The sequence below is a fragment of the Pseudomonas sp. PGPR N4 genome, from assembly GCF_059693665.1.
Map to the genome: position 1 here is coordinate 190,622 of NZ_JCAUKV010000007.1, position 25,795 is coordinate 216,416.

General features: G+C 58.2%; 20 protein-coding genes, 1 other RNA gene and 1 pseudogene. 10 read left to right on the forward strand and 12 right to left on the reverse strand.

The window, feature by feature from the left end; all coding sequences use genetic code 11:
- Positions 1–216: 216 nt before the first annotated feature.
- The 6 genes from AC58X1_RS22810 (at position 217) to AC58X1_RS22835 (ending at position 9,630) form a co-directional block, all read left to right on the forward strand.
- Positions 217–2,193 carry a type I restriction-modification system subunit M gene (locus AC58X1_RS22810; RefSeq protein ID WP_497429507.1) on the forward strand — a complete coding sequence of 659 codons (1,977 nt, stop codon included), beginning with the start codon at positions 217–219 and terminating at the stop codon, positions 2,191–2,193.
- Entirely contained in the window at positions 2,190–3,461 is a 1,272-nt protein-coding gene (locus AC58X1_RS22815; protein ID WP_497429508.1) for a restriction endonuclease subunit S, read from the forward strand. The genes AC58X1_RS22810 and AC58X1_RS22815 overlap by 4 nt, the downstream gene beginning before the upstream one ends.
- On the forward strand, positions 3,461–6,661 hold the full coding sequence (locus AC58X1_RS22820) for a type I restriction endonuclease subunit R (protein ID WP_497429509.1): 3,201 nt from the start codon (positions 3,461–3,463) through the stop codon (positions 6,659–6,661). The genes AC58X1_RS22815 and AC58X1_RS22820 overlap by 1 nt, the downstream gene beginning before the upstream one ends.
- Before the next feature lie 28 nt (positions 6,662–6,689).
- Positions 6,690–7,601 carry a restriction endonuclease gene (locus AC58X1_RS22825; protein ID WP_497429510.1) on the forward strand — a complete coding sequence of 304 codons (912 nt, stop codon included), beginning with the start codon at positions 6,690–6,692 and terminating at the stop codon, positions 7,599–7,601.
- 639 nt (positions 7,602–8,240) lie between these two features.
- Entirely contained in the window at positions 8,241–8,795 is a 555-nt protein-coding gene (locus AC58X1_RS22830) for a KwaA family protein (RefSeq protein ID WP_497429511.1), read from the forward strand.
- 1 nt (position 8,796) lies between these two features.
- The gene (locus AC58X1_RS22835; protein WP_497429512.1) at positions 8,797–9,630 is read left to right on the forward strand and encodes an ATP F0F1 synthase synthase; all 834 of its coding nucleotides are present in this window, start codon (positions 8,797–8,799) and stop codon (positions 9,628–9,630) included.
- A gap of 178 nt (positions 9,631–9,808) precedes the next feature.
- Here AC58X1_RS22835 and AC58X1_RS22840 read toward each other — a convergent pair.
- The 9 genes and pseudogenes from AC58X1_RS22840 to AC58X1_RS22880 form a co-directional block, all read right to left on the reverse strand.
- Positions 9,809–9,975, reverse strand: a pseudogene (locus AC58X1_RS22840) (transposase domain-containing protein); the annotation flags it as partial.
- Positions 9,976–10,150: 175 nt separating this feature from the next.
- On the reverse strand, positions 10,151–11,845 hold the full coding sequence (locus tag AC58X1_RS22845) for a GmrSD restriction endonuclease domain-containing protein (protein WP_497429513.1): 1,695 nt from the start codon (positions 11,843–11,845) through the stop codon (positions 10,151–10,153).
- A 204-nt stretch (positions 11,846–12,049) separates the two neighbouring features.
- Positions 12,050–12,441: a transfer-messenger RNA gene (gene ssrA, locus AC58X1_RS22850) on the reverse strand.
- Between the two features lie 107 nt (positions 12,442–12,548).
- The gene (locus AC58X1_RS22855) at positions 12,549–12,842 is read right to left on the reverse strand and encodes a PA2433 domain-containing protein (protein ID WP_101322181.1); all 294 of its coding nucleotides are present in this window, start codon (positions 12,840–12,842) and stop codon (positions 12,549–12,551) included.
- A gap of 105 nt (positions 12,843–12,947) precedes the next feature.
- Positions 12,948–13,208: a DUF3077 domain-containing protein gene (locus AC58X1_RS22860; RefSeq protein ID WP_497429514.1), complete on the reverse strand. Its 261-nt coding sequence runs from the start codon at positions 13,206–13,208 to the stop codon at positions 12,948–12,950.
- The gene (locus tag AC58X1_RS22865) at positions 13,205–13,477 is read right to left on the reverse strand and encodes a hypothetical protein (protein ID WP_312388469.1); all 273 of its coding nucleotides are present in this window, start codon (positions 13,475–13,477) and stop codon (positions 13,205–13,207) included. Before AC58X1_RS22865 ends, AC58X1_RS22860 begins: the two co-directional genes overlap by 4 nt.
- Before the next feature lie 352 nt (positions 13,478–13,829).
- Complete coding sequence (locus tag AC58X1_RS22870) at positions 13,830–16,640, reverse strand: FAD-binding and (Fe-S)-binding domain-containing protein (RefSeq protein WP_497429515.1); 2,811 nt, start codon at positions 16,638–16,640, stop codon at positions 13,830–13,832.
- A 75-nt stretch (positions 16,641–16,715) separates the two neighbouring features.
- Positions 16,716–17,861: an FMN-dependent L-lactate dehydrogenase LldD gene (lldD, locus tag AC58X1_RS22875; protein ID WP_101322177.1), complete on the reverse strand. Its 1,146-nt coding sequence runs from the start codon at positions 17,859–17,861 to the stop codon at positions 16,716–16,718.
- Between the two features lie 69 nt (positions 17,862–17,930).
- Entirely contained in the window at positions 17,931–19,601 is a 1,671-nt protein-coding gene (locus AC58X1_RS22880) for a lactate permease LctP family transporter (protein ID WP_150571223.1), read from the reverse strand.
- A 456-nt stretch (positions 19,602–20,057) separates the two neighbouring features.
- On the opposite strand from AC58X1_RS22880, the gene AC58X1_RS22885 reads away from it, so the two are divergent.
- Positions 20,058–20,825 (forward strand): FCD domain-containing protein, encoded by a 768-nt coding sequence (locus AC58X1_RS22885; RefSeq protein WP_188036683.1) that lies wholly within the window; start codon positions 20,058–20,060, stop codon positions 20,823–20,825.
- Between the two features lie 160 nt (positions 20,826–20,985).
- On the opposite strand, the gene smpB is transcribed toward AC58X1_RS22885, so the two are convergent.
- Entirely contained in the window at positions 20,986–21,468 is a 483-nt protein-coding gene (gene smpB / locus AC58X1_RS22890; protein WP_101322174.1) for an SsrA-binding protein SmpB, read from the reverse strand.
- 163 nt (positions 21,469–21,631) lie between these two features.
- On the opposite strand from smpB, the gene AC58X1_RS22895 reads away from it, so the two are divergent.
- The gene (locus AC58X1_RS22895; protein ID WP_101323113.1) at positions 21,632–22,066 is read left to right on the forward strand and encodes a type II toxin-antitoxin system RatA family toxin; all 435 of its coding nucleotides are present in this window, start codon (positions 21,632–21,634) and stop codon (positions 22,064–22,066) included.
- 69 nt (positions 22,067–22,135) lie between these two features.
- On the opposite strand, the gene AC58X1_RS22900 is transcribed toward AC58X1_RS22895, so the two are convergent.
- On the reverse strand, positions 22,136–22,666 hold the full coding sequence (locus tag AC58X1_RS22900; RefSeq protein WP_101322173.1) for an outer membrane protein assembly factor BamE: 531 nt from the start codon (positions 22,664–22,666) through the stop codon (positions 22,136–22,138).
- Positions 22,667–22,763: 97 nt separating this feature from the next.
- On the opposite strand from AC58X1_RS22900, the gene fur reads away from it, so the two are divergent.
- A complete protein-coding gene (gene fur / locus AC58X1_RS22905; protein WP_101322172.1) occupies positions 22,764–23,168 on the forward strand; it encodes a ferric iron uptake transcriptional regulator in 405 nt (134 codons plus the stop codon).
- Between the two features lie 175 nt (positions 23,169–23,343).
- On the opposite strand, the gene recN is transcribed toward fur, so the two are convergent.
- Positions 23,344–25,014: a DNA repair protein RecN gene (gene recN, locus AC58X1_RS22910; protein WP_220632555.1), complete on the reverse strand. Its 1,671-nt coding sequence runs from the start codon at positions 25,012–25,014 to the stop codon at positions 23,344–23,346.
- Between the two features lie 193 nt (positions 25,015–25,207).
- Between recN and grpE the strand changes: the two genes are divergently transcribed.
- Positions 25,208–25,762, forward strand: coding sequence for a nucleotide exchange factor GrpE (gene grpE / locus AC58X1_RS22915; RefSeq protein WP_103438610.1), 555 nt, complete (start codon positions 25,208–25,210; stop codon positions 25,760–25,762).
- The last annotated feature ends 33 nt before the right edge of the window (positions 25,763–25,795 follow it).

Consider the following 25,795-nt stretch of genomic DNA (forward strand, 5'->3'; position numbering starts at 1 on the left):
CGTGCCAATCCGCAAGAACCTGCGATCTAGGGCGGCTGCGTCAGTGGTAACTGAGTGGATTGTTTACCTGTTCGCACGTCAAGTGTTGGCATTGGACGTTCTGAGGATTTAATGTGCGCGGCATCCAGGGCGCCCATTAGCCCTCGGGCTGTGAGATTCAGTCGGCTCGAAAGGTTAAACTCACCCTTTTGCCTGTGTATTCCAAGGAATTATTGAGTGAACACGGAAAATCATTCCCAGACGGCCGCCTTCCTCTGGTCGATTGCCGACTTACTGCGTGGTGATTTCAAGCAGTCCCAGTACGGGCGCATAATCCTGCCATTCACCCTACTGCGGCGGATGGAGTGTGTGCTAGCGCCGACCAAAGATGCCGTGATTCGCGAGTCCTACGCCCAGGAAGGCCGCCCGGACACCGTACGTGAAATGTACATGCTGCGCGCCGCTGGCCAGCAGTTCTTCAACTCTTCCTCGTTGACCCTCGGCACGCTGTCCGACACCCAGACCGCCGCCGACCTGATGAGCTACGTACAGGCGTTCAGTAAGGATGCCCGCGAGATCTTCGAGCACTTCCACTTTGAAGACTTTGTTCAGCAACTGGAAACCGCCAACCTGCTTTATCAGGTTACGCAGCGCTTTGCCGCCACTGATCTGAGCCCCGAGTTCATCAGCAACTTCGGCATGGGCATCATCTTTGAAGAGCTGATTCGCAAATTCGCGGAAAGCTCAAATGAAACCGCTGGGGAGCACTTCACCCCGCGCGATATCGTGCACCTCACCACCTCGCTGGTGATCACCGATCAGGACCACAAGCTCGCGCCCAACAGCATCGTCACCATTTATGACCCAACCGCCGGCACCGGCGGCTTTCTGTCGGAGGGGGATGAGTACATCCAGTCCATCAGCGAGAAGGTCAGCGTGTCGCTGCATGGCCAGGAGCTCAATCCCGAGTCCTACGCTATCTGCAAGGCTGACATGCTGATCAAGGGCCAGGACGTGGCCAGCATCAAGCTCGGCAACACCCTGTCCAACGACCAGTTGGCCGACAAACGCTTCGACTTTATGCTCAGCAACCCGCCGTTCGGCGTGGAATGGAAGAAGGTGCAAAAGCAGATCACCGACGAGCACAACCATAAAGGCTTCGACGGCCGCTTCGGCCCGGGCCTGCCGCGCGTGTCCGACGGTTCGCTGCTGTTCCTCCTGCACCTGGTAAGCAAGATGCGTGACCCGCGCGACGGTGGCTCGCGCATCGGCATCATCCTCAACGGCTCGCCGCTGTTTACCGGCGGCGCGGGTTCGGGTGAGTCGGAGATACGCCGCTACCTGCTGCAGAACGATTTGGTCGAAGCCATCGTCGCGTTGCCCACCGACATGTTCTACAACACCGGCATCGCCACCTATGTGTGGATACTCAGTAACCACAAAGCCGCTGCGCGCCAGGGCAAGGTGCAGTTGATCGACGGCAGCCAGCACTACGCCAAAATGCGCAAGTCGCTGGGCAGCAAGCGCCAGTTCATCACCGAAGATCAAATCAGCGAGTTGGTGCGCCTATATGGTAGCTTCGAGCAAAGCGCGCAGAGCAAGATCTTCCCCATCGACGCCTTCGGCTACCGCCGCATCACCGTCGAGCGCCCGCTGCGCCTGAACTTCCAGACCAGCGCCGAACGCATCGCGAAAGTGCTGGATGAAAAAGCCCTGCAGAAACTCGACAGCTCTGCCCAGCAGCAGATGCTGGCCTCTCTGCAAGCGATGGATGCCAGCGTGTTGCACCGCAACCGCGAGCAGTTCGGCAAGCTGCTGAAAAAAGCCCTCACCGCGCACAGCGTCAGCCTTAGCGCGCCGGAACTCAAAGCTCTGATGAGCGCCTTAAGCGAGCGCGACCCCGAGGCTGATATCTGCATGACCAAGGGCCAGCCGGAAGCCGATGCGGGCCTGCGTGACAATGAGAACGTGCCATTGGGCGAATCGGTGTACGACTACTTCCAACGCGAAGTCATCCCCCATGTGCCGGATGCCTGGATCGACGAAAGCAAAACCGATGCGCTGGACGGCGAGGTCGGCATTGTCGGCTTCGAGATTCCCTTTAACCGCCACTTTTATGTGTTCCAGCCACCGCGTCCGCTGGCCGAGATCGATAGCGACCTGAAAGCCTGCACCGACCGCATCAAGCAGATGATCGAGAGGCTGTCGGCATGACGTTTCAGAAATACCCGGAATACAAGGATTCTGACGTCGAATGGTTGGGAGAGATGCCGGGGCACTGGATCAGAGGCTCACTGAAAAATCTGGCTTGGATACGTAATGGCAAAGACTACAAGGACGTTGAAAGCTCTGACGGTGAGTATCCGGTCATTGGCTCTGGGGGCATGTTCTCCAAAGCCAGTCAGTATCTGCATGATGGTGAGTCCGTCCTGCTGGGTCGGAAAGGTACTATTGATAAGCCTCTCTATATAAATGGTCGATTTTGGACCGTGGATACGATGTTCTACACGGAGGTCGCCAAGGGGACTTCTGCGAAATTTCTTTACTACTACGCTCTTACAATACCCTTTGAGTTTTACTCGACGAGCACTGCTCTACCGAGTATGACGCAAGGAGATTTATTAAATCATCCCGCAGCAATTCCATCTAATTTTGAACAAACCCAAATCGCCCGCTTCCTCGACCACGAAACCGCCCGCATCGACGCGCTGATCGAAGAGCAGCAACGTCTTATCGAGCTGCTAAAGGAAAAGCGCCATGCCGTGATCTCCCACGCCGTCACCAAAGGCCTCGATCCCGCGGTGCCGACGAAAGACTCCGGAGTGGAGTGGTTGGGCGAGGTGCCGGAGCATTGGCGTAGCCGAAAAGTGAAGCGGCTTTTTACGCAGAGCAAGCGGCAGGGGTACACGGATATGGAGGTCCTGTCTGTTTATCGCGATTATGGCGTTGTTAAGAAAAGCTCGCGCGATGACAATAACAATAAAACCCCTGATGATTTGTCGCTGTACCAATTGGTCATGGCCGGTGATTTGGTTTTAAATAAAATGAAGGCCTGGCAGGGCTCGCTTGGTGTATCCGAACACCAGGGGATAACCAGTCCGGACTATGTTGTCTACAGCCCCTCTCATGAGGAAGTACCAAAATTCTTACACTACCTGCTTCGCGCTAGTCATATGCCGAAGGTTTATCTTTCAATTTCTAACGGCATTCGTCCTAGCCAGTGGCGGATAGAGCCTGAGAAATTTGAACAGATTGAAGTTTTTCTCCCTGGAAAAGCAGAGCAATTGGAAATTGTTACCTATCTGGAAAACCAGCTAACAAGAATTAATGAGTTGATGTTGTGTTGTGAGCAGGCAAGTAATTTTTTCTCGGAACGCCGCTCCGCCCTAATCTCCGCTGTTGTCACCGGCAAAATCGATGTACGCGGCTGGCAGCCACCGGCCAGTGCATCCACCCCCGAATTAGCACAAGAGGCCGTGTAATGGCGGACAGCAAGGAAGCGCAATTCCAGCAGGACATTATCGATGCCGTGGCCGCCCAAGGCTGGTTGGTCGGCACCGCCAGTGGCTATGACCGGCGCACGGCGTTGTATACCGAGGATGTGCTGGGCTACTTCAAGGACGCCTGGCCGGAGCGTTGGGACAAGTTCGCCAAGGCCAACCCGAATAACCCAGACGATGTGCTAGTACAGAAGCTGGTACGCGAGCTGGAGCAGAGCGGCACCCTGGATGTTCTGCGCCACGGCTTTAAGCTGCCGGCGGTAAAAGTCGAGCTGTGTAGCTTCCAGCCCGACCACGGAATGAACCCGGATACCCTCAAGCGCTACCAGTGCAACCGCCTGCGCGTGGTGCCGGAGGTGTCTTACTCGCCGCATGCGCGTGAGGCCGGTAGTAGCGGGCAGAGCTATAACCCACGGCTGGATCTGGTGTTGTTCGTTAACGGCATCCCCACCGCCACGCTGGAGCTGAAAAGCGAGTTCAAGCAGTCGGTGGAAAACGCCAAGCGCCAGTATCGCTATGACCGACCGGTAAAAGACCCGCTGACGCGCAAGCCCGAGCCGCTATTGACCTTCAAACGGGGCGCGCTGGTGCATTTTGCCGTGGGCCAAAACGAAGTGGCGATGACCACCAAGCTGGCAGGTAAAGACACCTTCTTCCTGCCGTTCAACCTCGGCACTGAGGAAGGCGGCGCGGGCAACCCAATGCCTGAAGACGACAGCCAATACGCCACTGGCTACCTGTGGCAACGACTATTGCAGCCGGATTCCTGGCTCAAGGTGCTGGGGCGCTTTTTGCACTTGGAGAAGAAAACCAGCGAAGGCTTCGACGGCACGCCGGTTACCAAGGAGACGATGATCTTCCCGCGTTACCACCAGTGGGAAGTGGTCAATACGCTGATCAACACCACCCGCGCCGAAGGGCCGGGTAAGCGTTACCTGATCCAGCATAGCGCCGGCTCGGGCAAGTCCAACTCCATCGCCTGGACTGCGCATCAACTGGCCTCGTTGTACGACGATGCCGGCCAGCGGTTGTTTAACTCGGTGATTGTGGTCACCGACCGCACCGTGCTGGATAGTCAACTGCAGAACACCATCTACCAGTTCGAGCACGCGCAGGGCGTGGTCAAGCCGATCAGCCGTGATGTCGGTAACCAGAGCAAGTCGGAACAACTGGCCGAGGCGCTGGCGGAGCAGACGCGCATTATCATCGTCACCATTCAGACTTTCCCGGCGCTATTCGATGCCCTGGACAAGTACCCCAAGCTAGCTAGCGGGCGCTATGCGGTGATCGCCGACGAGGCGCATTCCTCGCAAACCGGCTCATCGGCCAGCAAGCTGAAACAGATTCTCGGCAGTGACGCACTGGATGCCGAAGAAATCAGCGCCGGAGAGCTGCTCGACGCCGCCCTGCAGGCGCGCCAACCGAACGAGCGCATCAGCTACTACGCCTTCACCGCTACGCCCAAGGCCAAGACCCTGGAGCTGTTCGGTCGCCCGGCCGACCCAACGCTGCCGGCCAGTGCCAGCAACAAGCCGGAGGCGTTTCACCTGTACTCCATGCGTCAGGCCATCGAGGAAGGTTTTATCCTCGACGTGCTGCGTAACTACACCACCTACAGCACCGCTTGGAAGATCGCCCACCCGGATGGTGAAGATGACGAGGTGGACAGCAAGAAGGCGCGCATCAAGCTGGCGCGTTGGGTGCGTTTGCACCCGTACAACATCAGCCAGAAGGTCGAGGTGATCGTCGAGCACTTCCGCGCCAATATCCGTGGTCTGCTGGGTGGCCAGGCCAAAGCCATGGTCGTCACCAGCAGCCGTCAGGAAGCGGTGCGTTACCAACTGGCGGTGAGGACTTATGTACAGCAGATGGGGTACAGCGATGTGCACCCGCTGGTGGCGTTCTCCGGCAGCGTGTTAGCGGATGAGCTGATCCCCGAAGAGGTGACGGAAAGCAGCAGCCTGCTTAACGCCGGCCTGAATGGCCGCGACCTGGCACAGGCGTTCGACACTCAGGACTTCAACGTGATGATCGCGGCCAACAAGTACCAGACCGGCTTCGATCAGCCCAAGCTGTGCGCCATGTACGTGGACAAGAAGCTGCAAGGCGTAGACTGCGTGCAAACTTTGTCGCGGCTGAACCGCACCTTCGGCGACAGCAAGCAAACCTTCATCCTCGACTTCTTCAACGAGCCGCAGGACATTCTCGACGCTTTCTTGCCGTACTACACCAAGGCCGAGCTGACCGATGTGACTGATCCGCAGATCATCTATGACCTGCAGAAGAAGTTGGATGCCGAGGGAATCTATCACTGGCAGGAGGTCGAGGCGTTCGCCATGGCCTTCTTCGACCCCAAGGCGGCGGCCAGCAGGCTCAGCTACTACTGCACACCGGCCAAGGAGCGCTTTGCCAAGCGCTACGCCTTCTCGGTGGAGTCACGCCAGCAGGCGCTGGACTTCAAACGCACGGCCGAGGCTAACGGCGACAGTAGCGGCCTGAAAAAAGCCGAGCACGCGCTGAAAGAGGCCGGCGAGCAAATCGATCAACTCGACCTGTTCCGTAAAAAACTGCAGAGCTTTGTGCGCCTGTACGAGTTCCTCTCGCAGATTGTGCCCTACGAGGACCGTGAACTGGAGCAGCTCTGCGTGTACGCCAAACACCTGCACCCGCTGTTGCGCGTGGATCGCCTACAACAAGACGACGTGGATGTAGGCGAGCTGCAACTGAGCCACTACCGTCTGAGCAAGCGCGCCGAGCATCAGCTGCGCCTGAACGAGGAAACCGGCGAATACACCCTCAAACCTAGTAGTGATGTGGGCAGCGGCAAGCCCCATGATCCGGAGAAGAAGCGTTTATCGGAAATCATCGAGGCGCTGAACGTTATCTTCGGAGCCGAGGTGAGTGATGACGACCAACTGCAGTTCCTTACCGGCATCGCCCAGCGCATCAGCCGCCAGGAAGATGTGATGGCCCAGGTGAACAACCACTCGGTGGATCAAGTGATGCACGGCCTGTTCCCCAAACGCGTGTTGGACACCGTGCTGGACGCCATGACCGAACACGAGAAACTCTCGCTGGAGGTACTGGATAACGAGACGAAGAGTCGGGCGTTTGCGCTGGTGATTTTGAAGATGCTGAAGACAGCGGCTGGATTTGATCAGAGCGGCTTGCACGGTGCTTGAACACCGCGTGTAAGGATAGGATGCAACGATGGCAATTCCTGATTTTCAAAGCGTGATGCGGCCTGTGCTGGCCACTGTGCAAAATGGTATGCCGATGCCTCTCAATGAGGTGCGCGAGCAGGTGGCCGAGCGGTTTCAACTGACCGAGGAGGAGCGCAAGGAGCGGCTGCCCTCTGGCCACCAGACAGTTATCAACAACCGCGTGGGCTGGGCACGTACCTATCTGAATAAGGCGGGGCTGTTGTGTATTCCAACCAAGGGGATGGTGCAGATTACGCCGCGCGGCCTCACTACTTTGGCCGATGGCCCGGAGCGCATCACGGTTAGTTGGTTGAAGCAGTTCCCTGAGTTCGCTGACTTCCATACCGCCAAACCGCAAGAGCTTGAAGTGCCCGCCTTGCTAGATGCTGCTGTTGCCGAAACTACGCCTGACGAGCAGTTGGCAGAGGCGCACCAAGCATTGGTGCAGTCACTGGCAGATGAGCTGTTAGTGCAAGTTCGGGCGGCTACACCCAGCTTTTTTGAGCAGTTGGTGGTCGATCTTATGATCGCCATGGGCTACGGCGGCTCGCGCAAGGAGGCCGGCAAAGCAACCCAGGCGACCAATGATGATGGTATCGACGGGATCATCAAGGAAGACAAGCTCGGCCTCGACGTGATTTATCTGCAGGCTAAGCGCTGGACTAACACTGTGCACCGACCGGAAATCGACAAGTTTATTGGGGCTTTGACACGCCAGCGGGCTCGTAAGGGGGTGTTTATCACCACCTCGGAGTTCTCCGATGGTGCCCGCATGGCAGCGCTGGGGCTGGATATCAAAGTTGTCCTGATCGACGGTGTTGAGCTTTCGCGCTTGATGGTGGAGAACAACCTGGGTGTGAGCATTAAGCAGGTGTATGAGGTAAAGCAGTTGGATAGCGATTATTTCGCTGAGGAGTGAATTGTAACGTTATAATTACAAAAATTCCGGCAGCTAATGCTGATTTAGACCCCGCTAACATACTTAAAGCACTTGATGGCACCCCTGCGCTTCAAGATCAATGACGCTGTCAGTCGATAGTAATACCTGCTGGCGTCGGAATGATCTTTCAGGCCATCGAATGCGCCATGGTTTCGCAAACCCCCAACCGTTGATACAACTTAGACTATGGGCGGAAGCGTTCCGCAGTATCTCGCCACGCGGCGCCCGAGCAGTGTACCCAGAGCACGCCATCGAACATCAGGCAGTCGCTCAGGCGGGGCCGCCTCCGACCATGGGTTTCAGTAAAGAGATCGGCGACCATTCTAGGCCTCATCCAAGAGTTCGTACGCTTTGCTATAACAGAATTCCTTTCTGTAGATGGCCGAAAACTCTACAGAATTTCAGCTTCCGACTGGCGCCGATTGGGTTTCTCGGGATTCGTACACCGCCTAACGTATCCTGATCCACAGGCGCTTGGACTGTGGGGATGGTGGATCCCTTACGTTATAGCTTGTAGAGTGGATGGTCTCAGAAAAAAAACATAGGTTATGGCATTTAGCTATCACTTTTTTGCGCTGGATGTGTATAGTCTTCCGGATAAGCCATGGAATGGTCACGATGAACCTAAATTTTCTATTTCGCCTTCTTCTGACTATCAGCGCTACGTCATTGCTGTTGATTGTTTTTTTAGTACAGAAGTCGTATACGCTCTATTGTCTATTTCCAAGCCTGACGTGGATGAAAGATATAAGTCCATTCGTCTCCTATCTGATTTATATTGCTGTGCCTGTTATGCTGACATGGCTGAGTATTAAGTTAAGCTCTAAATTGGGTAAAGATAGCTTTTGCTCTGGTGACATTGTAGAGATTTCTCATGCGAACAACAGTTTTTTGCCAAGTTATTTAGGTTACTTTTTTGTTGCGTTAAGTGTGGGTAACTGGGATACGCTGATTGTGGTGTATGGGATGCTGTTTGTTTTTACATTTAGGTCTCAGGCGCTGTACTTTAATCCGCTTTTTTTGCTGTATGGCTTTGAGTTTTATAATGTCACTACCCGAGGTGGTGCTTCGATATTCCTTATTAGCGGGAAAAGATATAAGTTGCCGGTGGATGTGGTGATTCAGTCGGCGCGCAGGATCAACGACTATACGTTCATTGAAAGGGAGAGGTAAGATGGACTGCGTTTTGGTTAAAGTTAAAAAGCTGAGGGCTAATCCGGTTTTTAAATTGCTTTCAGATAAGAAACTATTTAATGGAGTGGTTCCCAAGCTCGCTGCGTGCGTACTGTATATGCCTGATCATAATCTAGATGAGGATTCTTGGTTTAAAATAGAAAAATTCTCGGAGCAAAAATACTGCTTGCCATTCCTGATAAAACCTTTTGACTCAAAAGATTATAATGACCTTGAGAAAAATCGTTTTTCAGATATTGCCTATATTTGCAGCGTGCAAGGCGATGATTTCTTTTTTCAAAAAGTCACACCTTCGCTGTTTTTAAGGCGAAAAATGATTACTTTTGGAGATGTGGCTGTCGTTGAGGACGGTGAAAATAGGCTCGTCGTGAACGACATTCCTGATGCAATTTATGTAAAGAAATCTGATACCTTAGTTTTCCGAAATCTTGCCACTATATCTAGTATTTTTCCAGAAATTGATGAGCTGTATCGCGAGGCAACACAAGCAGAGGTGGAAAAATTTCTAGAGAATAAATTTATCGCTCTAGCAAATAATTTCAGCGCAGACAGCGTTTCCAAGCCGAATAGAAAAAGGATTGCCCTAGCCATGGCGACGCTTGCTGCGCTACCGCCTCAGGACAAAGTTGGCATGTTGGCCTACATTGATGGTTATTGCGGTGATAAAGTTAAATATGACAAGATTTCTAGCAGTTTCGAAATTTCCGATGACGACTCTCTAAAACTTTTGATTTATGGAATTGAGCAACGATTCTATACGACGCAGTTCGGCCAGGAAAAGCGGCTTGCCAACTCTGTTCAGTCGATCGGATAGCTCAAGGACGCAATAGATATCTAATTCTATCTGTCAATAGGGCGGAAAAGCGGTCTTCTGGGTAATCATATTTTACGGACAACGCAATAGCTGGGTTGTCCAACTATGATCCATGCGGACCTTGCGTCATCACTGAATGCGATCCATAAATCCACCTACCAAACACTTGGACAGCGGCTTACTGTGGCATCTCTGGCGAACAGTTCCACGGCAGCAGTGTTTCGTAGTCCGCCACAGACTGCGCATGCGGCAACCGTTCAGTACGTGGCGCAGCCACGTAGAGGGTTCTTGGCCGTTGAGCTTGGTGGTCTCGACCAAACTGTAGATCTGCGCACTGGCAGTAGCGTAAGCGCTCCATGAACGTAAACCGTTAACCCACTGTAGGGCAGGTGGGGCTTATGGATGGCGTACAAGGAAAATCGGTAGGCGGCATTTGTCATTTTTCGAACTTGTAAGGCGTCATGGCGCTTCTAGGCGTAAGAACGCTGTAGTTTTTGACCATGGCTGGAGCACAATCAAATTAAAGTACTGTCATCAGCGCGGCGACGATTTTATCGTGACGGACTTGAATAGCGTCTTGATCCCAGATACTGCCCATGCTGGCAAATTTCTCTATTTCCCGCTGTTGAGCATTGTGCTGATAGGTTGCCAGTTTATGTGAGAACGGGAAGTTTCCCATTGCACAATTGTGTGATTTCGACACCAGCAGGTAATTGCCTAGGCAGTTGAGATATTCGCTTTTGAAGGTTTCGTCGTAGGTACCGTAACCATGTGGGCGGACTGATGGCTCGGTGCAAGGAGCAATATGTTCCAGCTCAGGAAGCTTTATCTCGCTGTAGCGCTGCGGCTTGTAGCCGCGTTGACCCAGTCCTTCTAGGTGCACCTCGTATTTCCATAACAGGTGCTTGGCGGTTGGGTGACTGATCGAAATCTCTAGCGCCGCTGCCAACTTTTCGTTGTTCCAATAGGCCCACCACCATTCTTTTGTAGTTTTGAGGTAGTCGATGAGTCCAAGAATCGGAGCTATCGACGGCGCGTCGCTAGTAAATGCCTCGTAAGCATTGTTGATGCGGGAATTGATCTCCGCGCGGGTGCCAATCAAGCGATGTCGAATCATCAGACTCTCAAAGGCTATACAAAGATGGTTTATTTCTAATAAAGCCAGGCCAAACCGATAAGCTTTGAGAATAAATGGCAATACGGTCGCGATCCCGCCCAAAGTCACCAGTGAGTGGATCGCAAAACTCTTTCTCTCGTCATCGCCGAAGAAAACTGATAAATGCTCGAAGCTGATAGCCAATGAATTGGTGAAGTCCTTCACGAACTCAAGAGGCGCCTCTGCGGTAAGCATCTTGTCAATCCGGTCCAGCGCACCGGTTTCCCACAGCGAATTAAAATGAACGCGCAGGGTGTACTGCAGCACGTCGTCTTCATTGATCCGGTATTCAATCTTCGAGATCGATTTGTAGATGGTCTCGAAGCGATTCTGAATTTCTTCGATCAGGCTGTCTTTCGCTTGCTGGTCTTCGCCATGAAGATGAATGGCATACATGAATTGCGCCTTCACCACCTCCAGGTTGGACGGGCGCTTGCCGCGGTTGTTCTGGAAGATGAACATCTGGATGGCTTCAGCCTCGTCTCGCACCGGGTGCGTACTGCACGAGGCATGGGAAACAATCCGCAGCATGTCGGTCAAATAGGCTTCAGACTGAGCGCTCAGCTTCTTTTTGAAGAAGTCGAATGCATTGATGAGTCGTTGGGCGGATGTGGTCAGCGAAGCAGGGGCGGCCGTTCTCGTCTGATTGATCACATAGTCAACGAAGGTCTGGTTGTCGTAAGCAACCGTCTTGAAGCGGATCTGACTTTCCCGTTTGATCATGTCTTTATAGCTGTCCTGCTCATCTTCGGTCAGTGCGCGCTTTGCTTGCAGGCAAGCGAACAAGGCCGCCAGAAACAGCGTGATCGTGGTCAGGCGCTGCTGGCCGTCAATGACCCTGTACTCTCCGTGCGTCTGCTCAAACAAGAAATGGCCGAAGTAATAAGGGCTGCGGGAATTACTGTTGCGATAGGCTTCTAGGTCAGAAAGGAAAACCTGCGTCTGACTGGCGCGGCTCGAACCGTCGGCTGGCGTGTCCCAGGCGTAAGCGCGTTGGTATGCGGGCACCACGATGCGGTTGTTGGCCAACATGCTGCGAGTGGTGGACGAGGCTTCCAAGGGGTATATCCTTATAGTTGGTGGCGTTTTGCCTCATCATCGCTTGAGTCGAGATTTTTTGCATGCATGAGTACAAAATTTCGCATGGAGATAAGGCAGGAGCTCAACGGCATCTGCTGCAATCGAAAGCGCTCGATGTGTTGGTTTCGCCAAACCCCACCCACAAAAAAAGACGCCCTAGGGCGTCTTCTTTCGTTGGAATTTTGGTGGAGCCGGGGGGATTTGAACCCCCGTCCGCCAGTACTCCGCTGTCGGTACTACATGCGTAGCCATCTCAACTAAGTTAATCCGCAGCCGCCCGAGTGGCAGGGTGCTTTGGACGAGTTGGGTAAGTTTTAGTCGCTTTGCCCCCAACGTGCTACACGACGATCCTGTTCTGTATGACAATCACTTCGGGTTTACAGGCATCCCCTAGTGATTGCTGGAGCCGAAGCTACCAGGAGAGCGGGCTCAGCTGCTTACGCAGCGAGAGCGTAACCCTCGTAGTTTTCGTCATTGGCAACTATAGAAAGTTGCAACAGTGGATTTACGAGTTCTGTTACCAACTCGGCATGCACCTAGAGTTTCGCGACCGGCGTCGAATCCTAATCGGCCCCAACTCAGCTCTAGAGCTGAGCGTGCTTTTCAGCACGCAAGGCGGAGTATACGCCTTTATGCGGACGACGTCGACTGCGGGTGCCGTCGTCCGTTTGCTGCCTGCTGCTTAGGTCCCGCTGCCGCCAGCGGTGCCGCTGCCTTTGTCGGTTTTTTCAAGGCGCTGGAGCACTTTGCTGGTGATGGTGATGCATTCTTTGGTGTCGCCGCTGGCCTGGGCGGCCTTGGCTTTGTCGACGTGCTCGGTCAGGGTTTTGTCGAGGCCTTCGGAGGTGGCGCCGGCGGTGGCCATGCTGTCGTCGATTTTCTGCAGGTTGATCGCGCAGAGGTCGTCGGCAGCAAACGCTGGCGAGGCCAGCAGTGTGGCAGCCGCGAAGAGAGCGGAAAGCGCAGTACCTTTCATGGGTGTCTCCTTCTGGAAGGCCTCTGGAAGGCGGGCCTGTAAAGATGGACTGCGCGGTTTCCGCGAGGGTTCAATGCAAATGCTGGCCTGCTGACATGGCTGTCGTTATTGGATCGCGTCGCGTAGGGCTTTGCCACTTTCGATGTCGGTGCCGAGGGCGCGGGCTAGAGCGCTCAGGTAGCGGGCGGCTTCGAGGGCGACGGGGTCGTCGTTTTTGTCGGCGTGCTGGGTGAGGTGGCGGACCATGCTCAGTAGCGCGGACAGTTCCTGGAAGGCGCGCTCGACGTGCACGCCGGGCTTGATGCGGTAGAGGTCGTGGCAGGTTTCGGTGCCGACGGTGGTCCAGCTGTCGAGGTCGTGGGTCATTGCGGCGCTCCTTCTTCAACGGTGGCGCGGCGCATGACGTGTTCGACCAGGGCGCGGGCGGTTTCGGCGGCGTGGGCGGCGTTGTTGAGCATGTTCAGGCCGGGCTCGCCGGCGTGATGGCGGCAGTGCTCGTCGATGGTCTCGATTACACCGCGTAGCAGTTCGCTGGAATGAGCGAGCGCGTCGGGCGTGGGCAGGTCGTTGTGAAGCGAGAAGAAGGGGTTGTTGAGCATTTTGAAGCGGGGCGGATCTGGAACTAATTTTTTCATGGCACCTTACCGATCTAGGTCATCAGGAGCTGCCAAGTAGATTCCTCTCACAGAATTGGGTGGCAGCCGAATGCGGGGTGAGAGACCGGCAAAGATCGGTAAAATCCGGCCAGACCGAAGCCTGCCCGCATTGCGGCTGCCATTGCAGTGCTACCGACCATCCCGGGCTCTCACACCCTTGTCGCCTGAAAATGGCGACCCGAGGAAATTAGCCCTGATGGCCAAGATCAACAACAGCGAAACGGCGTCAGCGCCCGTAGGATAATTCCCAAGACCCCAATCCAGAAGCATTTGGTTTCAGGTTCGGAAATGTCCTACGGAAACCCGCAACCGGACACCGCCAAACCCAAATTCAGATCACCCGCGCCCGAGTCACCCGATCCACCAGATAAACCAACCCGTGATAGTCGATCCCGCTATTGCTCGACAGCCCGATTTCACACGTACGGCTGGTCGAAATCCCCTCGCTGCAGTACTGCACCGCATCCTTCAAACTGCGCAGCGCATGGTTGTTCAGCTCCGGCGTGGTAAAGCCCTTGTCGCCGGCAAACCCACAGCAATGAATCCCCTCGGGGATCACCACCTGCTTGCTGCAACGCCGCGCCAGGTCAATCAGCGCCTGGCTTTCACCGAGGTGCTGGGTGCTGCAGGTGACGTGCACGGCCACCGGCTCTTCCTGCGGGGTGAACTCCAGCCGGTCGACCAGGAAGGTGCGAATGAAGCGCACCGGGTCGTACAGGTCGAGGCGGGTTTCGCCCAGGTCCTGCACCAGGCGCAAGGTGCACGGGCTGGTGTCGCAGTACACCGGATCGATGCCGCCGCGGCTGGCCAACAGCAGGGCGTTGATCAGCTCCTGGCGTTTGTGTTCGGCCTGCTCGGCGTAACCTTTTGACGCAAATGGCTGGCCGCAGCAGAGGCTGTCGGCGTTTTCCGGGAATACCACCTGGTAACCGGCTTTTTCCAGCAGGCGTTGGGTTTTGTCCAGCAGCGAGCTTTGTTCGCGGTCGGCGTAGGCCGGGCCCATCACCCGCGACACGCAGGCAGCGAGGTACACCACGCGGGGGCGGGCGTCGTTGCTGGCCGGGCCGAAGTCGATGGCGCGCAGCGGCTGCGGCATGGCGCTGGTCCACTGCGGCAGGCGGCCGTTGCTGGCTTTACTTAATGAGGCGCTGAGACGTGCGAGGCGGGGTGCGCCGAGCAGTTTGCGGGCGCCGTTGGCGGCGGCGAGGGTGAAGCGGGCGCCGCGCAGGGTGGCCTGGAAGTGTTCGGCCAGCCAGTCGGCGGTTTTGCCGTGGTCGGCGGCTTGGCCACGCAGCTTTTTCACCAGCTCGCCGGTGTTGATGCCGACCGGGCAGCGCTGGGCGCACAGGCCGGTGGCGGCGCAGGTGTCGATGCCCTGGTACTGGAAGTCGCGCAGCAGCTCGCGCACGTCTTCGCCGGCGCGCTTTTTCGCCTGGATGTCGCGCCACATGACGATGCGCTGGCGGGGGCTGAGGGTCAGGCCTTTGGACGGGCACACCGGTTCGCAGAAACCGCACTCGATGCACTTGTCGACGATTTCATCGGCGGCGGGCAGCGGTTTGAGGTTTTTCAGGTGGATGTCCGGATCTTCGCTGAGCACCACGTCGGGGTTGAGGATGCCGTTGGGGTCGAGCAGGCGCTTGAGTTGCCACATCAGTTGGTAGGCGTCTTTGCCCCATTCCAGCTCTACGAAGGGCGCCATGTTGCGGCCGGTGCCGTGCTCGGCCTTGAGCGAGCCGCCGAATTCGACGGCGACCAGTTGCGCGACGTCGTCCATGAAGGCCTGGTAGCGGGCGACTTCGGCGGCGTTGTTGAAGCCTTGGGTGAAGACGAAGTGCAGGTTGCCTTCCAGAGCGTGGCCGAAAATGATCGCCTCGGCGTAGCCGTGTTTGTCGAACAGCTGGATCAGGCGGTTGACGCCTTCGGCCAGGACTTCAACCGGGAAGGTGACGTCTTCGATGATCACTGTAGTCCCGGTCTGACGCACGGCGCCGACGGCGGGGAAGGTGTCTTTGCGGATTTTCCACAGCAGGTTGTACACGGTCGGGTCTTCGCTGAAGTCGACCTTCTGCTCCAGCGGGAACTCGGCAATCGACGCCATGATCAGCCCGAGTTGCTCGTGCAGCAGCGTCTGGCTGGCGGCGCGGGACTCGATCAGCAGGGCGCAGGCGTTGTCGGACAGGGCGCGGACCCACACCGGCATGCCGGGTTTGCTCTGCACGGAGCGCAGGCTGCGGCGGTCGAGCAGTTCGACGGCGGACACCGGCTGGCTCTTGAGCACGGTCACGGCCTTGCAGCAGCTTTCTACGGTGGGGAAGACGATCAGCGCCGAGGCTTTGTGCGGGTGGTCAAGCACGGTGTCGTAGGTCACGGCGCTGATAAAGCCGAGGGTGCCTTCGGAGCCGACCAGCAGGTGTTGGAGAATGTCGAGCGGCTGGTCGTAGTCGATCAGGGCATTGAGCGACAGGCCGGTGGTGTTTTTCAGGCGGTACTTGTGGCGAATTCGCGCAGCCAGTTCAGAGTCGGCGCGGGTCTCCTTGCCGAGTCGGGCCAGCTCGGCTAGCAATGTAGCGTGGCTTTGCTCGAAGGCGGCGACGCTGGCGGGGTCTTCACTGTCGAGGCGGGTGCCGTCGGCCAGCACCAGGCGCAGGCCGGCGAGGGTGTGGTAGGTGTTTTGCGCGGTGCCGCAGCACATGCCGCTGGCGTTGTTGGCGACGATGCCGCCGATCTTGCAGGCGTTGATCGAGGCCGGGTCGGGGCCGATCTTGCGCCCGAACGGGGCCAGCCAGGCGTTGGCCTGGGCGCCGATGACGCCGGGTTGCAGGCGGATCTGCTCGCCCTGGCGGCGGATTTCCTTGCCGTTCCAGCTGTCGCCGAGCACGATCAACACCGAGTCGCTGAGGGCCTGGCCAGACAGGCTGGTGCCGGCGGCGCGGAAGGTCACCGGCACGCGTTCGCGCTGGGCCAGTTGCAGCAGGCCGACCACTTCGTCTTCTGATTCGACGCGCACTACCAGCTGGGGGATCAGCCGGTAAAAGCTGGCGTCGGTGCCAAAGGCCAGGGTCGAGGTCGGGTCGCTGAAGCGGCGGTTGGCGGGGATCAGGCGCTCGGCATCTCTGAGGAACGCGGCAGGCAGGCTCATGCAATCTCCTCGCGGGGCCGTCGCATCTGTGGCGCAACGTGCCCCGGGCAATCAGGCTGTGTGGGGTAGGGCGCGTCAGGCGCCCAGTTCGCGGACCAGCGAGTCGCGGCTGATTTCGCTGATCGACTTGGCGCCGGTCAGCACCATGGCTACGCGCATTTCTTTTTCGAACAGGGCCAGCAGGTTTTTCACCCCGGCTTCGCCGTGGGTGGCCAGCGCCCAGAGGAAGGCGCGGCCGATCAGCACGCTGTCGGCGCCGAGGGCGATCATGCGCACCACGTCGAGGCCGCTGCGGATGCCGGAGTCGGCGAGGATCTTGATGTCGCCTTTGACCGCATCGGCAATCGCCGGCAGGGCGCGCGCGCTGGAGAGTACGCCGTCGAGCTGGCGGCCGCCGTGGTTGGAGACGACGATGCCGTCGGCGCCGAACTTGACCGCATCACGGGCGTCGTCCGGGTCGAGGATGCCTTTGATGATCATCGGGCCGTCCCAGAATTCGCGGATCCACTCGAGGTCCTTCCACGAGATCGACGGGTCGAAGTTGTTGCCCAGCCAGCCTATATAGTCGGCCAGGCCGGTGGGGTTGCCGCGGTAGGTGGAGATGTTGCCCAGGTCGTGCGGGCGGCCCATCACGCCGACGTCCCAGGCCCACTGTGGGTGGGTCATGGCTTGCAGCACGCGGCGCATCGGGCCGTTGGCGCCGCTCATGCCGGAGTGGGCATCGCGGTAGCGCGCGCCGGGGACGGGCATGTCGACGGTGAAGATCAGGGTTTTAACGCCGGCGGCCTTGGCGCGCTCGAGGGCGTTGCGCATGAAGCCGCGGTCTTTCAATACATACAGCTGGAACCACATCGGCCGGTCGATCGCCGGGGCGACTTCTTCGATCGGGCATACCGAGACGGTCGACATGGTGAAGGGGATGCCGTGCGCGGCGGCGGCGCGGGCGGCCTGAACTTCGCCGCGGCGGGCGTACATGCCGGTCAGGCCGACCGGGGCGAGGGCGACCGGCATGCTCAGGGTTTCGCCGAACAGCTGCGTCTGCAGGTTGAGTTCGGACATGTTGTTGAGCACGCGTTGGCGCAGGGCAATGCTGGCCAGGTCGTCGACGTTGCGGCGCAGGGTGTATTCGGCGTAGGCGCCACCGTCGGCGTAGTGGAACAGGAACGGTGGCAGCTTGCGCTGGGCCGCGACGCGGTAATCGGTGGAGGCAGAAATGATCATGGATGCTCGCTGCAAAGGTGGTGAGGGGTGGCTGCCGGGCGCAGTCGAGTGCGCCCGGCCCCTGTCACTTTAGTGGTGAACCAGCATGCCGGTGAGCCAGTAGGCTTGCACCAGGGTGATCACGCCGACGATGGTGGCGAAGAACAGGCTGTGCTTGACGGTGAAGCGGAACAGGTCCGATTCCTTGCCAACCAGGCCGGTCGCGGCGCAGGCCACGGCGATCGATTGTGGCGAGATCATCTTGCCGGTCACGCCGCCGCTGGTGTTGGCCGCTACCAGCAGGGTGTCGCTGACGCCGATCTGGTGCGCGGTGGTGGCTTGCAGCGAGCTGAACAGGGCATTGGACGAGGTGTCCGAGCCGGTCAGGAACACGCCCAGCCAACCGAGGAACGGCGAGAAGAACGGGAACGCCGCGCCAGTGCCGGCCAATACCAGGGCCATGGTCGAGGACATGCCGGAGTAGTTGGTGACGAAGGCGAACGCCAGCACCATGCCGATCGACAGGATTGGCCAGCGCAGCTCCCACAGCACTTCTTTGAAAGTGGTAATACCAGTTTTGAAGTTGATCTTCAGGACCCACATCGAGATCAGTGCCGAGAGGAAGATCGCGGTGCCGGTGGCGGAGATTGGGTCGAGCTTGAACACCGCTGGCATGGCGGTTGGGGCTGCAACGATCGGCGCGGTCTTGATTACCAGCTGGTCGAGGTGCGGGATGGCGAAGTTGAAGACGAAGTTGTACATCGCGCCGCCGGGGGCGAACGCGGCCTTGAATGGCTTGAGGGTCCAGATCGTTACCAGCACAGTGAGGATCAGGAACGGCGACCAGGCCTTGAAGATTTCACCGAAGCTGTACGGGGTTGGCTGGCTGCCGCTGGACTGCACCACGGCGGCGCCGACGCTGCCCTGGGCCACGGCCATCGAGCGTTTTGGCTGCCAGACTTTGAGGAACAGGGTCAGCGAGATCAGGCTGGCCAGCGCCGAGGTGATGTCGGGCAGTTCTGGGCCAATGTAGTTGGAGGTGAAGTACTGGGTCACGGCGAAGCTCAGGCCGGCGACCAGGGCGGCAGGCCAGGTTTCCTTGACGCCGCGCAGGCCGTCCATCATGAACACCAGCCAGAACGGCACGAACAGCGACAGCAGCGGCAGCTGGCGGCCGGTCATGGCGCCGATGTGGAAGGCGTCGATGCCGGTCACCTGGCCGGCGACGATGATCGGGATGCCGAGCGCGCCGAAGGCGACTGGCGCGGTGTTGGCGATCAGGCACAGGCCAGCGGCGTAGAGGGGGTTGAAGCCCAGGCCGACCAGCAGGGCAGCAGTGATTGCCACGGGTGCGCCGAAGCCGGCGGCACCTTCAAGGAAGGCGCCGAAGCAGAAGCCGATCAGCAGCACTTGCAGGCGTTGGTCGTCGGTGATCGACAGCACCGAGCTGCGGATCACTTCGAACTGGCCGCTCTTGACCGTCAGTTTGTACAGGAACACCGCGGCAACGATGATCCAGGCGATTGGCCACAGGCCGTAGAGGAAGCCATAACCGGCAGCTGCCAGGGCCATGTCGACCGGCATGTTGAAGGCAAAGATGGCGACCAAGATCGACAGGCCGAGGGTGATGCTGCCGGCCACATGGCCTTTGAGGCGGAATACGGCCAGGGCGAGGAAGAAGAATACGATCGGGATCACTGCCGCCAGCGCGGACAGGCCAAGACTGCCCAATGGGCTATAGATTTGTTGCCAGGTTTGCATGATGGGTTGGCCCCTAATTGTTGTTGGTCAGCACTGGCACTGGGTAATTGGTAAGACCAATTTACAATGTGCGGATGCTAGGTTAAAAGCGCAGCTGGGCCTGTGTCAATTTGTCTCGGCTTGTACTTTGGTGGAATGTCGATGAACGGCTTGGGGTTGGGGTGTTTTGGGCGTTGCGTTTGTCTTGAGGGTGCTAGGGCTGCTTTGCAGCCCTTTCGCGACACAAGGCCGCTCCTACGCCGACCGCGCAACGCCAAGACAGCGCGGTCAACTGTAGGAGCGGCCTTGTGTCGCGAAAGGGGTGCGTAGCGCCCCCAGCGATGCTCGCTTGCACCAAAGCCAGCGCGGCATACGAATACCCAGCTTTTATTACGCAACTGATACGTGTGAGCGCAGCCTGGATAGGCCAAAATAGTAGGCCTCGCTGTGTGTGCGAGGGTTTGTGGAGAGTAAGTGATGGTTTTTGATCAGGTTCGCCAACGGCGCCTGTCCGACGACATTGTCGAGCGCCTGGAAGGGATGATCCTTGAAGGTACCTTGACCTCGGGTCAGCGCCTGCCGGCCGAGCGCGCCCTGGCCGAGCAGTTCGGCGTGTCGCGGCCATCGCTGCGCGAGGCGATCCAGAAGCTGGTGGCCAAGGGGCTGCTGGTGAGTCGCCAGGGTGGCGGCAATTATGTGGCGGCGTCGCTGGGGGCAACCTTCAGTGACCCGCTGCTGCAGCTGCTTGAACACAGCCCGGAGGCGCAGCGGGACTTGCTCGAGTTTCGCCATACGCTGGAGGCGTCGTGTGCGTTTTATGCGGCGCAGCGGGCGACCGAACCTGACCGTGAGCGGCTCAAGGCGGCGTTCGATGAGCTGCAGGATTGTTATTCACGCAAGGCCGAGGTGAGCCGGGCGGAGGAGGGCGCGGCGGATGCGCGGTTCCATCTGGCGATTGCCGAGGCGAGCCATAACGCGGTGTTGCTGCACACCATTCGTGGCTTGTTTGATTTGCTCAAGCGCAATGTGGTGACCAACATTGGCGGGATGTATCAGCAGCGTAGCGAGACGCGGGATATGTTGATTGGGCAGCACCGCGAGCTGTATCAGGCGATTGTTGAGGGTAGGGCTGAGGAGGCGCGGGAGGTGTCGAGCCGGCATATCCTGTATGTGCAGGAGGTGCTCGAAGAGGCGCAGGAGGAGGCGCATCGGGTGGCGCGGGCGGAGCGGCGGAGTGGGCGGTGATGGGGGTCGGCTTGGAATTGCTGGGGCCGCTTTGCGGCCCTTCGCGGGCAAGCCCGCTCCCACAGGTATCTGAGTGCAGCTTAGTGCCCTGTGGGAGCGGGCTTGCCCGCGAAGGGCTGCAAAGCAGCCCCAAAAGCAGGCACCACAAATCAACGAGGAATCAGTCTTCCTTGCCTTTGTTGCGCACAGCCCGCTGCATCTCGCGGTTGGAATCGCGTTCGCGCTCGGTGTCGCGCTTGTCGAATTCCTTCTTGCCCTTGCCCAAGGCGATTTCGCACTTGATCAGGTGCTTGCTCCAGTACAGCGACAAGGCCACACAGGTGTAGCCCTTCTGCGCCACGGCAGCGTGCACGCGCTCAAGCTCGCGCTTGTTCAGCAGCAGTTTACGGGTGCGGATCGGGTCAGCGATGACGTGGGTGCTGGCGGCAGTCAGCGGCGCAATGTGGCAACCGAACAGCCAGGCTTCACCGTCCTTGAGCAGCACGTAGCTGTCAGTCAGGTGTGCCTTACCGGCCCGCAGGCTTTTTACTTCCCAACCGGACAGGACCAGCCCGGCCTCGAACTTGTGTTCGATGAAGTAATCGTGACGCGCTTTCTTGTTCTGCGCGATGGTCCCGGTCGGATGTTTCTTTTGCTTAGCCATAGGGGCCGCATTATAGGCAGTCATGGCGTTGTCGGCTACGGGGTTTTCGGTGCGCTTGAGCCTGCCGGATGAATCCCGGACAATGGACACACTGTGTAACCCACAGAACCTGTTTTCGGTGAGCTGCGAAGTGCTGCCGCCCAGCCTTGGAATCGATGCCTGGATGACTACCCATATTCAACGCTCTGCCCTGCTGCCGTACCCTGCCCAGGCGCTGTATGACCTTGTCAACGACGTCGCCAGCTACCCAGAATTTCTGCCGTGGTGCTCGGCCTCGACTGTGCTCGAGAGCAGCGAGACGAGCATGCGCGCCAAGCTGGAAGTGGCCAAAGGCGGGCTTAGCCAGCACTTTGTTACGCGCAATGTGCTGGTGCCGGGGCAGTCGATCGAGATGAACCTTGAAGAAGGCCCGTTCAGCCAGTTGCACGGCGTGTGGGTGTTCAAGCCGCTGGGTGACAAGGCATGCAAGATCAGCCTCGACCTGTCGTTTGATTATGCCGGGCCGATCGTGCGCGCCACCCTCGGGCCGCTGTTCAACCAGGCCGCGAATACTCTGGTTGATGCCTTCTGCCAGCGAGCCAAGCAGCTCAACGGCTGACGATTTGGCAAAGCGCAGGCACAAAAAAGCCCGAACCTAGGTTCGGGCTTTTTCTTGGAGCCAATCTGCTTACTGCGGATTGGTATCCAGCGGAGCTGGGGTCGGCACCGGTGTGGCTTCGATGGTGTCGATTTCGCGTTGGATCGATTCTTCGGTCGAGCCGCGACGAGCTGGTTTTTCTTCTGGCTGGGTGGGTTGGCCAGGCTGAGCGTCCGGGCTGACGGTAGTATCACCGCTGCCACCGAGGATCTCTTGATCTCGGCTGACGCCAGGCATGAAGTCACCGGACAGACTGACCAGCTGATCACCTTCATTGAAGAAGATGCTCATGCGCTCTTGCTGACGTTTACCGCCACCAGGCTGCAAGCTGTAGAGATAATCCCAACGGTTGGTGTTGAAAGTATCCTGAATCAGCGGGTTGCCCATGATAAACCTTACTTGCCGACGGGTCATTCCCGGGCGTAATTGGTCTATCATGTCCTGCGTGACGACATTGCCCTGCTGGATGTCGATTTTGTAAACCCCGGGAAACGAGCAACCGGCGAGTGCGAGCAGTCCCACTAGGGTGAGGCTGGTTAGCAAGAGCTTGGACTTTTGCATCGGTGGGCGACTTCCACTATCTTGGCTGGACAACGTAAACCCCGATCATACCCGTATTAAGAGAAGCTGCGAAGCAGCATCGGCGAGAAAGCTGACCATGGTTGAAAATAGCGAACTACGTAAAGCTGGTCTCAAGGTGACACTGCCTCGAGTTAAGATCCTTCAGATGCTCGATTCTACCGAGCAGCGACACATGAGTGCCGAGGATGTCTACAAGGCGCTGATGGAGGCTGGCGAGGACGTCGGTCTGGCCACTGTTTACCGGGTTTTGACCCAGTTCGAAGCAGCGGGCCTGGTGGTTCGTCATAACTTCGACGGCGGCCACGCGGTGTTTGAGCTGGCTGATGGCGGCCACCACGACCATATGGTCAACGTGGAGACCAGCGAAGTCATCGAGTTCTTCGATTCGGAAATCGAAAAGCGCCAGAAAGAGATCGTGGCCGAGCATGGCTTTGAGCTCGTGGACCATAATCTGGTTCTTTATGTGCGTAAGAAGCGGTAACGATTTAGATCGTTGACGGCTGGCGGGGCGATCTTTCGAGGTCGTGCCCGCCAGTTGTGTTTTTGGGGCCGCTTTGCGGCCCTTTCGCGACACAAGGCCGCTCCTACAGAAAGCACGCGGTCATCTGTAGGAGCGGCCTTGTGTCGCGAAAGGGTCGCGCAGCGGCCCCAATCACTTATTTGCTGGTAACGACCATCTTGCGCGCATGCGCCAGCGATTCTTTGGTCAGGTCGATCCCGCCCAACATCCGCGCCACTTCCTCAACCCGCTCACGCTTGCCGAGACTGGCCACCGCCGTGTGCGTGGTTTCGCTGTCACGCACCTTGTGCACAAACAAATGATGATGCCCTTGCGCCGCCACCTGCGGCAGGTGGGTCACGGTCAGCACTTGCCCGCGTTCGCCAAGTCGGCGCAGCAACTGGCCGACAATTTCCGCAGTGGGCCCGCCGATACCGACGTCCACTTCGTCGAACACCAAAGTCGGAATCCGCGAGGTCTGCGCAGTGATCACCTGAATCGCCAGGCTGATCCGCGACAGCTCACCACCGGAGGCTACCTTGGCCAAACCTTTAAGCGGCTGCCCTGGGTTGGCACTGACCAGCAGTTCGATCTGCTCCAGGCCATGCGGCGAAGGCTCGGCACTTTCAAACGGGTTCAGCTCGATACAGAAACGCCCACCCGGCATACCGAGGCGCTGCACTTCCTGCTCGACTGCTGTGGCCAGTTGCGCAGCCGCCTGTTTGCGCAGGGCGCTGAGTTCCTGGGCCTTGGTTTGATAGTGCTGGGCATAGGCGGCCAGCTCTTCACCCAGGCGCTCAAGTGACTCGTCACTGGCGTTGAGGCCTTCAAGCTCTTCCATCAAACGCTGTTGCAGGTGCGGCAGTTCGGTCGGGTGCACGCGGTGTTTGCGCGCCAGCGTATAAATAGTATCGAGGCGCTCTTCCAGCGCTTGCAGGCGCATCGGGTCGGCGTCGAAGTTGTCGAGGAAGCGATTGAGCTCGCCGACCGCTTCTTCGACCTGGATCTGCGCACTGGCAATCATGGTCGCCGCTTCGTCCAGCGCCTTCGGCCCGCCGGTCACCGCGCTGAGGCGGTTGAGGCTGGCGGTCAGGGCATTGAGCACATTGCCCGAGTCGCTCTCGCTGCATTGATCGATGACCTGGCGGCAGATGCCGAACAGGGCTTCGGCGTTGGTCAGGCTCTTGTGCTCCTGCTCCAGTTGCTCCAGCTCGTTTTCGCCGAGGGCGAGGTTGTCCAGTTCTTCCAGCTGATAGCTCAGCAGCTGTTGCCGGGCGCGTTGTTCGTCGCCGGAGTTGGACAGCCGCTCCAGCTCCTGGCGGGTCTGCCGCCAGCGCTGTGCTGCCAGTTGCACCTGACGGGAGAGGTCGCTGGCACCGGCGTATTCGTCGACCAGGCGGCGGTGAGTGTCGGTTTTCAGTAGCGACTGGTGCTCATGCTGGCTGTGGATGTCGATCAACAGTTCGCCGAGGGCCTTGAGGTCGCCGAGCGGGCAGGGCGTGCCATTTATATAGCCACGGCTGCGGCCTTCGGCGGTGATCACCCGGCGCAGGATGCACAGGCCTTCGCCATCGAGGTCGCGCTCCTTGAGCCAGACGCTGGCCTCGGGAATGTCGACCAGGTCGAAGGTGGCGAGGATGTCGGCCTTGTCGGCGCCGGGGCGGACCACGCCGCTGTCGGCGCGATCGCCCAGGGCCAGGCCGAGGGCGTCGAGCATGATCGATTTGCCCGCGCCGGTTTCACCGGTAATCACACTCATGCCGCGAGACAGCTCGAGGTCCAGGTGTTCGACGATGGCGTAGTTGTGGATGGACAGGTGCACCAGCATGAGGGCGGCTCCCGAAAGGTCAGGTCTGGATATTTATACAGTGCTTTTTGCCTGCCTGACAATATCCATTGGTAGATTGCTTTCGCGCTCATGGAAAACCGCCTCAGCCCTTGAAGCTGATTTTTCCGACCCCATATAGCCGTCAACGGAGCGAGCAAGGCTCGCACAACAGAAATTGCGGAGGAGATACCCAATGGCTGACGAACAGCTGGACGAAAACACCCCAAACACCGAAGAAGCAGGTTCTGAGGATCTCGGTACCCGTGTTCAGGTGCTCGAGGAGCAGCTGGCCGCGGCCAAGGATCAATCCCTGCGCGCCGTTGCCGACCTGCAGAACGTGCGTCGTCGTGCCGAACAGGATGTCGAGAAAGCGCACAAGTTCGCCCTGGAGAAGTTTGCCAGCGACCTGCTGCCGGTAATCGACAGCCTCGAGCGCGGCCTGGAACTGTCCAGCGCCGACGACGAAACCATCAAGCCAATGCGCGATGGTATCGAGCTCACCCTGAAGATGTTCAGCGACACCCTTAAGCGCTACAACCTCGAAGCCATTGACCCGCACGGTGAACCGTTCAACGCCGAACATCACCAGGCGATGGCCATGCAAGAGAGCGCCGATGTCGAGCCGAACAGCGTGCTCAAGGTGTTCCAGAAGGGCTACATGCTCAACGGCCGTCTGCTGCGCCCCGCCATGGTGGTGGTCAGCAAGGCGCCTGCGGCAGCGCAACCTTCGATCAACGAACAGGCTTGAAATCTGTTTGGGTGACCCCATCTTAGTGTCAAG

Coding starts and splice junctions, on each gene's coding strand:
- AC58X1_RS22815 (WP_497429508.1), top strand. CDS start 2,190: ATGACGTTTCAGAAATACCCGGAATACAAGGATTCTGACGTCGAATGG.
- AC58X1_RS22820 (WP_497429509.1), top strand. CDS start 3,461: ATGGCGGACAGCAAGGAAGCGCAATTCCAGCAGGACATTATCGATGCC.
- AC58X1_RS22825 (WP_497429510.1), top strand. CDS start 6,690: ATGGCAATTCCTGATTTTCAAAGCGTGATGCGGCCTGTGCTGGCCACT.
- AC58X1_RS22830 (WP_497429511.1), top strand. CDS start 8,241: ATGAACCTAAATTTTCTATTTCGCCTTCTTCTGACTATCAGCGCTACG.
- AC58X1_RS22835 (WP_497429512.1), top strand. CDS start 8,797: ATGGACTGCGTTTTGGTTAAAGTTAAAAAGCTGAGGGCTAATCCGGTT.
- AC58X1_RS22855 (WP_101322181.1), bottom strand. CDS start 12,842: ATGAAAGGTACTGCGCTTTCCGCTCTCTTCGCGGCTGCCACACTGCTG.
- AC58X1_RS22860 (WP_497429514.1), bottom strand. CDS start 13,208: ATGACCCACGACCTCGACAGCTGGACCACCGTCGGCACCGAAACCTGC.
- AC58X1_RS22865 (WP_312388469.1), bottom strand. CDS start 13,477: ATGAAAAAATTAGTTCCAGATCCGCCCCGCTTCAAAATGCTCAACAAC.
- AC58X1_RS22870 (WP_497429515.1), bottom strand. CDS start 16,640: ATGAGCCTGCCTGCCGCGTTCCTCAGAGATGCCGAGCGCCTGATCCCC.
- lldD (WP_101322177.1), bottom strand. CDS start 17,861: ATGATCATTTCTGCCTCCACCGATTACCGCGTCGCGGCCCAGCGCAAG.
- AC58X1_RS22880 (WP_150571223.1), bottom strand. CDS start 19,601: ATGCAAACCTGGCAACAAATCTATAGCCCATTGGGCAGTCTTGGCCTG.
- AC58X1_RS22885 (WP_188036683.1), top strand. CDS start 20,058: ATGGTTTTTGATCAGGTTCGCCAACGGCGCCTGTCCGACGACATTGTC.
- smpB (WP_101322174.1), bottom strand. CDS start 21,468: ATGGCTAAGCAAAAGAAACATCCGACCGGGACCATCGCGCAGAACAAG.
- AC58X1_RS22895 (WP_101323113.1), top strand. CDS start 21,632: ATGACTACCCATATTCAACGCTCTGCCCTGCTGCCGTACCCTGCCCAG.
- AC58X1_RS22900 (WP_101322173.1), bottom strand. CDS start 22,666: ATGCAAAAGTCCAAGCTCTTGCTAACCAGCCTCACCCTAGTGGGACTG.
- fur (WP_101322172.1), top strand. CDS start 22,764: ATGGTTGAAAATAGCGAACTACGTAAAGCTGGTCTCAAGGTGACACTG.
- recN (WP_220632555.1), bottom strand. CDS start 25,014: ATGCTGGTGCACCTGTCCATCCACAACTACGCCATCGTCGAACACCTG.
- grpE (WP_103438610.1), top strand. CDS start 25,208: ATGGCTGACGAACAGCTGGACGAAAACACCCCAAACACCGAAGAAGCA.